Raw genomic sequence first — 11,372 nt, 5'->3', positions numbered from 1 at the left:
GCCTGCCAATCACCATGCCATAAGTCGATTTAAAAATCCCCACACAATAAAAAATACTCTGAAACTCTAAACTTCAGGTATTGCATTATCAAGGCGATTTTATTAAAGAAGAAGATATCGCAACGGCAGAATCATTAGCTAAAGCAAATGTCACACCGATTACCATTCATAGCGACGGTCAGATGAATGTTGTTTTCAAAAATATCTCAGATAAAGCAATTAATCGTGTGCTGTTAAATATCGCCGAAAATGATGACAGCAAATGGTTTATCGATTTATTAGATGAGGCAACACAAAATGAACTAAATGCAAACAACCAAATCATTGATGATGAGAAAAACATTTTGCCTGGCGAGGAAGGTGTTATCACTTTACAGCTTGATCCGATTAAACTCAAAGCTGCCCTTGACGATAAAACCCATCAAGCACAACTTTTAGATAATATTAACAATGGTCATCTTCTTAACATTGATGCCAGTAATATTGTAAAAACCAATATTGCATTAGCCTATGATGATCGTGTACTTATTACTGATCACGCTAATGTACATTTTAAACAAGCAGACATGAATGAAAATATTACCTTAACGAATACATCAAACAGCTCCATTACCATTAATCACATCGACATTATTGGTGAGATTGACGGTATTAATCTGAATGCTAACTCACAGGAGATTGCACCACTGTCAAGTACAACGATCACCCTTAATGCATCAGCATCGGCAAAAGGTCAAGGTGAGTTGGTTATTGAATATCAACACGATCATGGCATAACTGAGACAGTCAATATTCCAATGAGCGTTGCCAATACCAATATCACGCTGTCAGCAATCAATGATAACAATCCTTTTGAGAAAAGTGAGCAAAGCATTGAAGTAGCAACGCTTATTACCAATAATGGCAGTTTTAACTGGTATCCAGCAACAGCATCGACAAAGGATGCCTATAAAGTGCAACTCGTTGGTAGTGAGTATACTTACACTACATCGAGCAATGCAACCAATTGTCTTTCATTAAGCGAAACGGGTTTAGCACCTCATCAAAGCTGTGAGATGCCGATAATGATTATTGATTCAGATACACAGGCAGGCACCTATGAATTTAATCTATATGCTAAGGCTCAAGATGGCACTGTTTACACCAATCTTGATGATAATCATACAGCGATATTTTCAGTCATTGAAACTGAGAAAGGACAAGCACAATTTCAATCAGAAAATGGGACACCTCTGACAGAACTTGTATTAAATAGCATTGATAATCAGGCAGTGATTGTCATTAAAAACATTGGCAAAGGAAATCTTAAAAACGTAAGCTTTAGCAGTGATCAAGCTGATGTGATCCGCATTAACAATCAAGCTTGTCAATCAACCTTAAATGCAGATCAATCATGTGAAATAATCATTAGTGCCGATTATAATTTAGATGATCCTCTTTCTGCCAAAATTACAGTATCCGCTGATAATATGAGTGAAACAACTACTGAACTTCCTGTTAGTATCACCAAAGCAACCACGCGTTTTATTTTTACAACTGCACAAAACTATAGTGGCAATTTAGGTGGAATTGAAGGGGCTAACAGCAAATGCCAACTTGAAGCAAATGCCCTTGGATTGAGTGGTGAATATAAGGCCTTACTTCCTGCTAATGAACGTAGTATTAAAGATAATATTGGTTATGATCAAAAGGCATATTATCTTAATGTGAATCATGAAGTTATCGCCTCACCCGATACGCTCTTCTCCGGCAATTTAGAACATGCCATTGCCAAGGACACTGAGACCTATGTTTGGAGTGGGTTTGCCTTATATGATGATGTGTTTGGCTTAAGTAGTAATTGCAACAACTGGACAAATGATGGCACTTCAAACAACCCACAATATTTTGCCAATGTTGCCAATCCTTTAGCAATAGATAATTCATGGGCTGCGGCTTTTGATCATGACAAACAAACTTTGCAAATGGCAAGCTGTAACACACCAAACAAACTTTATTGCGCACAAAAAGCTTAATTATCCAACTCAACAGCAACAAGGAACATTCATTATGATTATTAAAAAATTGAGTAAAAAAATCGCTTATTTTGGTTTACTTAGCCTAAGTCTTATTAGCAGCAGTTTTGCCAACTCTACCGTGTCGATTTATGTTGACCCAGCAGTAGAAGATCTTGATGCAACGCAAACACAATTTATTGTCGCGAGTGCATATCCTGAAGTAACACCTCCAACGCTAATTGTTGATACTGATAGGGTTACTATTGATATTGGATATAATATTGCGTTAGAAAATGGTGATATTGCTAATTGGCTTAAAAATATCCGCGGCACATGTGATAGTGATGATACTAATTGCAAAGCAATTGGTAGCAAAATGAGCAATAGTACGGCAGGTCTTGGCTTATACGGTGATCTTATTTTCACTTCCAAAGATCACCAACATCACTATGTTTGTAAAGACGTTGTATTAGGTGCTGTTAAACTTAGCTATTTCACAGCAACTTGGTCACTTGGCGCTAAGTCAAGCCTACCAAGGAAATATAATGAAACAAGTAAAACATGGGAACTCACTCTAAACTGTGAGAGTGCAAAACAAGAAGTTAAGCATATTACGCTGCAAGGTGGAGGCAGTTCATTTACAGTATCTAAAGTAGATGAATAGACACTAAGATGGATCCGTTACTCCCTGCCAGCATGCATCAAAAGTATCATCGCTATCCTTAGATGGTTGTATTAGCAGTAAGCCTTTACCCTGCTGTCCCCCGTCGCTACAAACACATTCTAGAGCAACTGAGTTATAATAATGTCCATTGCAATATGTAGTGAACTTATCAATATAATCATGTTGGTCTTGAGTAACAGCGTTCATGGTAAAACCGATATAATTATCGGTACTTTCAAGTGACCATTGTGAAATCCACCAAGTGTTTGACTCATGCAAAGCATAGTCAATTTCTTGAGAGAAGTCTTTTGCTAAATTTTTGATCAAAGCCACTGTGGATGGCTTCCATTCTGTGCCATCGGTTAAGCTAAATGTTAGCGCTGCACATCCTGCTTCAACACCATCTGTAATCCACTGAGTTGCAGAAACTGGCTTTACGGTATCAGAACCTTGTTGTCCTAAAATAACAGACCCACACGTACAACCAGCAATGTCAAGATTTAAAGAGACTACAAAATTTGCCTCACCAGGTCCTCCATTTACCAAAGTGCCAGAGTTCGGATCCTTTTGAAGTGCAGCAATGTTTGTATTTAAAAGTGTTGCCCCAGAAACTCCCCATTGACTAAGAGCTTGCAAAGTTGCCCCCATAGCTGAAGAATCTGACCTTCCAGCCTCTATCGTAATTGAATTTCCTCTCCAATTAACACTGCTAAATTCAATTGCATCAACAGTTCCTGATGGTGCTAAAAAATTTCCAGCACAAGATGAATCTCCTTCACCGCTAGTCGCTACACCTGCATAAGATGGACAACTATTTGATGGTTCACAACTATTGTTACACTGCGCATTTTGCACTCCTTCTTGGATATTTGGATCGGCAACAACATTACTAAAGAGTCCACCTGTTTGATTATTATTAAAATTGATCTGATTTGAATCTGCGTATGCATATATAACACTGAATTGCGTAAGGATAAATAACTTTGAGAAGTTTGAGAAAATAGTCATATCTTGGCTCCTTATAAATCGATTATAGTCATGGTAGAAGAGTCACTGCCTACATAAAGCTGCTTTTCATTTTCTGAAAATGCTATCGCATTAATAGAACGTAACGACAATGCTGGAGTAGTTTGAGTATTATAGAATTTGATAGCTATAAGATTATTTTGATCGTCTACCTTTGCAACCATCACCCCTTTATCCATTGTCGCAGCTGCTAGCATAGTGCCATCGTGATTAAAAGTAATAGCATTGTATTTATTCGAGAGGATATTTGTGTCATTTTTATTGTAAGTAGTAACCGTGATAAAAGTATTAACATCAGTTAATCTACCAAGATACAATCCAAATGAAGTTGCAACTGCTACGGTTCCTTTGGGACTAATCGCAACACCATGCACATCATTAGAAAATTTGCTATTTCCAGGTTGAGAGTAATTAATGTGACTCAGATTATGGTTATCGTCAATAGATGCAACACCAAGACCTCCACCACGTGTTGCAAAAGCAATTTTTTTCTTATCCATAGTAAGCGCTATTGATTTAACAGGTTGATACATCATGGTATCAACCGTATGCTGGTTGTATGGCTTTACTGATAATAGTTGATGAGACTTTAAATCAACTTTTGCAACTAATAAACCACCATGATAGTTTGCTATGTATAGTATATCATCAACTAAAATAAGATCGATTACTGTAATATGTTCCATTTTAGGTATAGTATTTTGCGTATATACCGTACATTGTTTTAAAAGCATACCGCTATTAATAGAACAAACACTTAAGCCTTTATTACTACCAATAGCGATAAGATCACCTGATTTAGCAATAGCTTTAACTGTTTGCCCTACGATAGATGGTATTGTTTTTTGATTGTAAATTTTTGTAAACTCAATACCTGTATCTGTAATATCACCCAATGCTAATCCACCAGTGATACCGACATACTCTTTTTTAGCTCCAGCAGACTCAAATGCATAAATTTTTGTACTTGTCGGCAATTTGATTTTTTCTTGTGCATTTACTGAGTGGCAGAAAGTTAAAAATATAATGATTAAAGAAAACACCAAAGTGTAATACCTTGATAAATATATATTAAACATTTTATTCTCCATTTTTGTTTACATTCCTTAGAAAAATATAGATAAAAAGTTCCAGCTTTGCAATTTTGATTAAATATCAACCTGCCATATTTAATAATTTAGCCTTAGTTAAACTCATCCCTTATTTTATTTGTTGACGCACCCAGTGCCTCTGGGGTATTGAGTTTATTTAAATCACTACTTGAATTAATCTTCATTGGATTGCCTGGCACAATATAATCTCCAGCATTAACCAGCATATTACGTGCTTTTATCTGTGGCAGCTCACAGGCTTCTTTAATGTTATTCACAATACCATTTGGAATACCTGCGTCAGTTAAGATCTTTTGCCATTCTACCGTCGTCTTTTGCCTAAAAAGTGGCTGTACAAGAGCTTGCAAATCAGCACGGTTTTTAATGCGATCAGGTCCCGTTTTAAACTTAGGATTATCATGCCACTCCATCTTATCCATTGCCTGACAAAAACTTAACCAAAGTTTTTCTCCTAAAACAGCCACAATAACGGCACCATCTTTTGTACGTATAGCACCAAAAGGAGCCGCTGCCGGATCGATATTACCACTACAATGTTCAATTTCATTGAGTTTAGTATAAGCCACCACTTCAGCAGGCATCATTGCAAACAAACCATCGAGCATTGAGACATCAACATAGGCACCTTTTCCACTACGAAGACGTCCACAATATGCTGTCATTGTTGCCATATAGCCCCACATCCCCGCACTGACATCGCCCACTGGAAAACCAATGCGTCCAGTGTCCTTATCTAAATCACCATTGATTGACATCATGCCTGAGTAACCTTGACCCACCAAATCAAAGCCTGGCGCATGCGCCATTGGCCCTGTTGTGCCAAATCCCGAAATTGAGGTATACACGATTGTAGGATTTAATTTCTTTACCTCTTCATAACCTAAGCCTAATTTCTCCATCACGCCAGGTCTGAAGTTCTCCACCAGAATATCTGCCTTTTGAATAATTTTTTTAATCAATGCGATATCTTCTGGATTTTTCAAATTGAGCGCACAGCTTTCTTTATTGGCATTAGCTGACGCCCAAAATACTGAAGTACCCTCTTTAGTAAAGGGTGCAGCTGAGCGCAACATATCACCATCACCCGGTCGCTCAATCTTAATGACGCGCGCGCCATTGTAAGCTAAAAGCATTGTACAATAGGGACCAGCTAATGCTTGGGTAAAATCCAATACCAATATACCATCTAATACTCTTGACATTTTTCTCTCCTTGAATCTTTAATTTTTATGATGAATTTTCGCGATCAGCGCTTCTACACGCTTTGTAAATTGTGGGCTATTTAAAATCTTATGTCGCGATTCTTCAATTAAAACCGCTTCATCATAATTAATCGTAACATCATTCGCTAATACATTAAGCTGTAACTTACTATTGGCAACGCCCTCAGCACAACAACTTATGATCGCCTGACATACTTCATCAATGCGTGCTTTAAGTGCTGCCTTATCACTAAAAACCGTGTTGAAAATTCCTGCGTGATAAGCATCCATGGCATCAATACTACTGGCAGTAAAAAAGAGCTCTTTGGCTTTATGAATGCTCATCACTGATAGCCAGTTTTGGTAATTACGCAGTGAAAAAGGAACGCCCATTTTATTGGCTGTAATAATCACTTTGCTATCATTGGTGGCATAGACCATGTCGCAAACCATAAGCATATGCAACGCTCCAGCATAGACTGCACCTTCTACTTGGGCAATGATTGGCAAAGGTGACGCAGTCATTGCATCAAACATTTCAAACATCGGATCATTGGTGATCTCATCGACTGATGTCAGTTCATTTAAGTCATGTCCTGCTGAGAATATGCCATGTGAAATATTGGCTTTAAGCACAATTACACGCTGTTTTTTACGTTGTGCCTCGTGAATAGATTGCGTAACTGCTTTTGACATCTCACTATCAAAAGCATTGCGCTTGTCACTGTTGTTAATCGTAATTGTTGTGATCTTGTCACCGTGTTGACATAGTATCTTATCCATTAAACTGTCTCCTTGTATTTTACTTAATCCAAACGCGTTGCGCCGGTACCTTCTAGTATAGCCAGAGATTATTAAAACGAGCACGAATTTACTAAAGTAACGCGCTTCTCAATCAGGGCTGCATAAATTGCGCGCACTACTGTTCTAAATATGTACTTACAGTTGATTGGGCATTTTGCAATTATTTGTTCTGCTTATGTTATGAACTATTAAGGAGAAGCACATGAAATTATCCCAACTTTATTTTCTCACATTAACTGCTTTTATTATAAGTGCTTGCGGTGGTAGCTCTGATGGCGCAAGCAATGAAACATCACCGACATCAACACCACCGTCTGAGTCAGACTACCAAACCTTACCATCATCTGAAAACACAACGATAGGAAACACGGAAAACACCGATTCTGAAGTACCTGAAACCGAGGTTGAACCGACACCAATACCATCAATTAATATCGTGCAATTTATAGCAAATGGTATTCCTGAAACAGCCGATGGCACGGTCAATTTTATTAAACCAAATCAAGAGGTTATCAGCTATAGTTTAAAGGTTCTGGGATCACAAACGAACAAAAGCAATCGATTCTTGATCAATACTTACAATATGATGATGCTACCAACTATGTAGAGCTTATTAAAGTCGTGCGTCAAAAGCTTGATAATTTGAGTAATATAACGGGTAAAACCTATCATTTAAGTATTGCAATCAATCAGGCACCTGAAAATATCGCCCTTAACCATTATAGTGAAATGCTGCCTTATCTTGATTCTATCAACATCATGTCCTATGATGCAGCAGGAACTTGGGACAGCATAACAGGGCATCAATCTCCCTTATCTGCTACTGAAGGAGCTGATGCTCCAAATTATGTAACCACCAAAGGGCAATGGAATTTAATCAGCAGTGTTGCCGCCCTTAACGCTAATGGCATCCCTAACCCAAAAATCGTTGCCGGCATTCCACTATATGGTCGCCAATGGATAGAGGTAGGTGAAGGACAAGCGCATATTCCAGGCGTTTATCAGTCAGGTGTCACAGGACCTGGTGAATGGGAAAATGGTAGCTTAGGATATAATTGCCTCATGGGTGATAGCTTTTCTAACATCAAAGACAATCAGGTTTGTTCAGGCTTTGCTAACTCAGCGTCTGATTATACCTATATCCTTGTGCGCGATAATAATAATAGCTTGAGAAGTGTTGGTAACTTTGGCAAGATCAGCATGAATGGTTACACCGTATCAGGCGTCACGTATCCATTTGATCGAATCGTTGAAAGCTATTATTACAATCCTATATCACGCATGTTTATCACCTATGATTCTGCGACAATGGTCGAAATCAAAGCACATTGGATAAAACAACAAGGTTTAAAAGGGGCAATGTTTTGGGATACTTCAGGTGATGCCCCAAACCCTGAGACTAATCCAGATCCATCATTGATTGATACTTTATCCAATACATTTAATTAATGACATCAAAGTTAGCATTGTCACAAAGACATCTGTTAGCAATCAATTGACACTTTCTCACTATCAAATATCTCAAAATGTCTTGAGTCATTTTTAGTCATTTGTAATTGAACTCAGCATTGGTTAAATTAACATCAAGCAGCAAAGCATACTGCTTAACCAAATCGCAACATTAATATATTGAGGAGTTCATTTTATGAAAAAACTAACCACTGCTATCACACTTCTAGCTTCACTTGGATTGATTAGCTTTGCAAATGCAAACCAAGTTTCACCATATGCTTATGCATATAGTGTTTATGGTGGTGCTTTAGTCGCTGGCGCTACATTAACAAAGGTAACAGCTGACACGCCAAATACTGCCTTTAGTCTTCCTCAAGGCGGTTTACCTGCAGCATTATCACAAGATGATAAAAACGCAGGGTTAGTAACCTTTTACTCAATAAACTCGAAACAAAAGGATATTAAAATTAGTTTAACTTATATGGTAAACACTACAGGTGGCGGTGCTCAAACCTGTACTGTTAATGTTGAATCAACGAATATTTTTGATAAAGGACAACCATTAAATGCTCAATTAACAACGCCAATCTGTGGTGCCTTATTCCACCCTGTCTACAGCACAAATACAAAAGATGGTGATCAGGTTGTAACAACTAACTGGAAAGTTGAATAATTTATAAAAACCGCATCGATAAATCAATTGCTTGAATGTTTTTAGTCAATGCACCAATCGAGATAAAATCAACACCGGTTTGTGCAACAGTATAAATCATATCAAGAGACATATTACCAGAGGCCTCAAGTTGCGCTTTTCCTTTAGCGATGCTTACGGCCTTTTTCATATCCTCTAAAGAAAAATTATCAAGCATAATCACATCAGCATGTGCTTTAAGTGCCTCATTGAGCTCATCAAAGTTCTCAACCTCGACCTCAACCATTTTCTGTGGCGCGATTTCTCGCGCTTTTTCAATCGCCTTGGTAATGGAGTGATCACAAGCTGCAATATGATTCTCTTTAATTAAAAAGGCATCAAATAAACCAATGCGATGATTCATCCCCCCGCCACAGGTGACGGCATATTTTTGTGCCAAACGAAACCCTGGAATCGTTTTGCGTGTATCAAGTATTGCGCACTTTGCATCTTTAATCGCCTTGACATATTCACGCGTTTTTGTGGCAACGGCTGAAAGCATTTGCAAGAAATTAAGCGCATTGCGCTCAGCGGACAAGATACTGCGTGCTAAACCCTCAACTTCAAAAAGTGTTTTATTAGCAAGCACCTCATCACCATCATGATGATACCAATGAATCTTTAGACTGGGATCAACCTGTCTAAAGACTTCATTAACCCAATCATAGCCACACATCACCATCGGCTCACGTGTTATCACACGTGCACAAGCTTGTTCATGTTCATTGATCAATAAAGCGTTAATATCACCTTGATCAATATCCTCAGCTGAAGCTTGAGTTACCATGGTTGCCACAAGATCTTTAGGAATTTCGGTAATTTGCTCGGTCTTTAAATGCATAAAATCTCTCACTCTACATTTTTTTAAACTTCATTTTTAATATTGGGTATCTCTTACCAGTACCGTCTACTTCCTGACGTGATAAAACACAGAACCCTCTTTTCAAATAAAACTGTACTGCTTTGGTATTTTGCTCATTGACATCAACTTGATAAATAGACAGTTTATTGATACAAAAATCAACCAATGTGCAACCAATCCCTTGCCCAAAAAATTTTGGATCAATAAATAACATCTCTAATTTATCATCACTAACACCGATGAAACCAACGATCTGCCCATTTAGCATATATTTATATATTTTGACTTGTGGAAAATAGGACGATACTATTTTTGAACTAAAAAATTCAAAGTCCTTTTGTTCTAAAAAATCATGTGTTTCTTTTACGGCAGCTTGCCAAATTTGAAGCAATCTAGGGTAGTCACCTTCATTTGCAGCTAATATGTCGCTATTCATTAATATAATTCACCTAATTATTAAACGCCACCATCCGTGTTAATGGTACCATTGCACGCTCACGTACATCATCTGGCACCAGAATTTCGTTATCACCCTTCTCTAACACCTCAGCAAGGTTCTTTAAGGTATTCATCCCCATCCACGGACAATGCGCGCAAGACTTGCACGTCGCGCTATTGCCCATGGTTGGTGCTTCAATAAATACCTTATGTGGTGACGCTTGTTTCATCTTATAGAAAATACCGGCTTCTGTTGCCACAATAAAGATAGGATTTGGCAGTTTTTTCGATGCTTCTAACAACTGCGAAGTAGAGCCCACTGCATCGGCTAATGCAACAATCTCTTGCGGAGATTCAGGATGTACCAATACTGCAGCTTCTGGATACTGCGTTTTTAAATCTAATAATGCGCGTGCCTTAAACTCTTCATGCACAACGCATGCTCCATTGTAATGTACCATATCCGCACCGGTTTGCTTCTCAATCCAACGCCCTAAATACTTATCTGGCGCCCATAGGATTTTCTCACCTTGTTGATCTAAATAGTCACATACTTGTAAGGCATTTGACGAGGTAACTGTCCAATCAGCCAAAGCTTTAATACGTGCTGAAGTATTCACATATACCACGACGGTACGATCAGGATGCTCAGCAATGAATGCTTTAAACTCTTCCTCTTGACAGCTCACATCAAGTGAACACTCAGCTTCTAATGTTGGCATAATCACCTTTTTATGCGGAGATAAAATCTTAGCACTCTCGCCCATAAAGCGGACACCGGCAACGACAAGCGTATCTGCTGGATGATCCTTCCCAAAGCGTGCCATAGCTAATGAATCGCCTAACATGCCACCGCTTTCTTCTGCTAATGCTTGGATATCGGCATCGACATAGTAATGAGCAATTAAACAGGCATTTTTTTCTTTCAATAATCGTTTTATTTTCTCACGATAAAATGTTTTTTCTTGTTCATCTGTTACCTGAAGACTTTTGGCTTTTGGCCAAGCTTTGGCAACACGTGATTGAAACTCAACATCACTGATCATAATTGATATGGCTTTAATCTAATACTAAAAAGTTTTTGGAGTGTACCACAGACCGTTAAAAATAAGAAAAAGTAGCAG

At 38.2% G+C, this 11,372-nt stretch carries 12 protein-coding genes; 5 read left to right on the top strand and 7 right to left on the bottom strand.

Annotated features, from left to right (window positions below):
• Positions 1–80 precede the first annotated feature (80 nt).
• Complete coding sequence (locus ACTS4L_RS07815) at positions 81–2,015, top strand: DUF1554 domain-containing protein (protein ID WP_440617883.1); 1,935 nt, start codon at positions 81–83, stop codon at positions 2,013–2,015.
• 34 nt (positions 2,016–2,049) lie between these two features.
• Positions 2,050–2,661, top strand: a complete 612-nt coding sequence (locus ACTS4L_RS07810) for a hypothetical protein (RefSeq protein ID WP_440617882.1) — start codon at positions 2,050–2,052, stop codon at positions 2,659–2,661.
• 3 nt (positions 2,662–2,664) lie between these two features.
• On the opposite strand, the gene ACTS4L_RS07805 is transcribed toward ACTS4L_RS07810, so the two are convergent.
• The 4 genes from ACTS4L_RS07805 to ACTS4L_RS07790 form a co-directional block, all read right to left on the bottom strand.
• Positions 2,665–3,669 (bottom strand): hypothetical protein, encoded by a 1,005-nt coding sequence (locus ACTS4L_RS07805; RefSeq protein WP_440617881.1) that lies wholly within the window; start codon positions 3,667–3,669, stop codon positions 2,665–2,667.
• Positions 3,670–3,680: 11 nt separating this feature from the next.
• Entirely contained in the window at positions 3,681–4,778 is a 1,098-nt protein-coding gene (locus tag ACTS4L_RS07800) for a WD40 repeat domain-containing protein (RefSeq protein ID WP_440651915.1), read from the bottom strand.
• A 92-nt stretch (positions 4,779–4,870) separates the two neighbouring features.
• Positions 4,871–6,001, bottom strand: a complete 1,131-nt coding sequence (locus tag ACTS4L_RS07795; protein ID WP_440617879.1) for a CaiB/BaiF CoA transferase family protein — start codon at positions 5,999–6,001, stop codon at positions 4,871–4,873.
• An 18-nt stretch (positions 6,002–6,019) separates the two neighbouring features.
• Positions 6,020–6,784 carry an enoyl-CoA hydratase-related protein gene (locus ACTS4L_RS07790; protein WP_440617878.1) on the bottom strand — a complete coding sequence of 255 codons (765 nt, stop codon included), beginning with the start codon at positions 6,782–6,784 and terminating at the stop codon, positions 6,020–6,022.
• A 223-nt stretch (positions 6,785–7,007) separates the two neighbouring features.
• Here ACTS4L_RS07790 and ACTS4L_RS07785 point away from each other — a divergent pair, with 223 nt between their 5' ends.
• From ACTS4L_RS07785 to ACTS4L_RS07775, 3 genes are all read left to right on the top strand, one after another.
• Positions 7,008–7,412 carry a hypothetical protein gene (locus ACTS4L_RS07785; RefSeq protein WP_440615480.1) on the top strand — a complete coding sequence of 135 codons (405 nt, stop codon included), beginning with the start codon at positions 7,008–7,010 and terminating at the stop codon, positions 7,410–7,412.
• 14 nt (positions 7,413–7,426) lie between these two features.
• Positions 7,427–8,254 (top strand): glycosyl hydrolase family 18 protein, encoded by an 828-nt coding sequence (locus ACTS4L_RS07780; protein WP_440651913.1) that lies wholly within the window; start codon positions 7,427–7,429, stop codon positions 8,252–8,254.
• 196 nt (positions 8,255–8,450) lie between these two features.
• The gene (locus ACTS4L_RS07775) at positions 8,451–8,930 is read left to right on the top strand and encodes a hypothetical protein (RefSeq protein ID WP_440615482.1); all 480 of its coding nucleotides are present in this window, start codon (positions 8,451–8,453) and stop codon (positions 8,928–8,930) included.
• A 1-nt stretch (position 8,931) separates the two neighbouring features.
• Here ACTS4L_RS07775 and nadC read toward each other — a convergent pair whose 3' ends face one another.
• The 3 genes from nadC to nadA are packed head-to-tail and all read right to left on the bottom strand — an operon-like array spanning position 8,932 to position 11,294.
• Positions 8,932–9,801 carry a carboxylating nicotinate-nucleotide diphosphorylase gene (gene nadC / locus ACTS4L_RS07770; RefSeq protein ID WP_440615483.1) on the bottom strand — a complete coding sequence of 290 codons (870 nt, stop codon included), beginning with the start codon at positions 9,799–9,801 and terminating at the stop codon, positions 8,932–8,934.
• A 1-nt stretch (position 9,802) separates the two neighbouring features.
• Entirely contained in the window at positions 9,803–10,246 is a 444-nt protein-coding gene (locus ACTS4L_RS07765) for a GNAT family N-acetyltransferase (protein ID WP_440615484.1), read from the bottom strand.
• A gap of 13 nt (positions 10,247–10,259) precedes the next feature.
• Complete coding sequence (gene nadA, locus ACTS4L_RS07760) at positions 10,260–11,294, bottom strand: quinolinate synthase NadA (RefSeq protein ID WP_440615485.1); 1,035 nt, start codon at positions 11,292–11,294, stop codon at positions 10,260–10,262.
• Positions 11,295–11,372 lie beyond the last annotated feature (78 nt).

Source organism: Cysteiniphilum sp. 19S12-1 (assembly GCF_052030685.1).
Classification (GTDB): domain Bacteria; phylum Pseudomonadota; class Gammaproteobacteria; order Francisellales; family Francisellaceae; genus Caedibacter.
The sequence above is the reverse complement of the archived record's forward strand: the minus strand, read 5'-3'. Positions and strand labels throughout refer to the sequence as shown.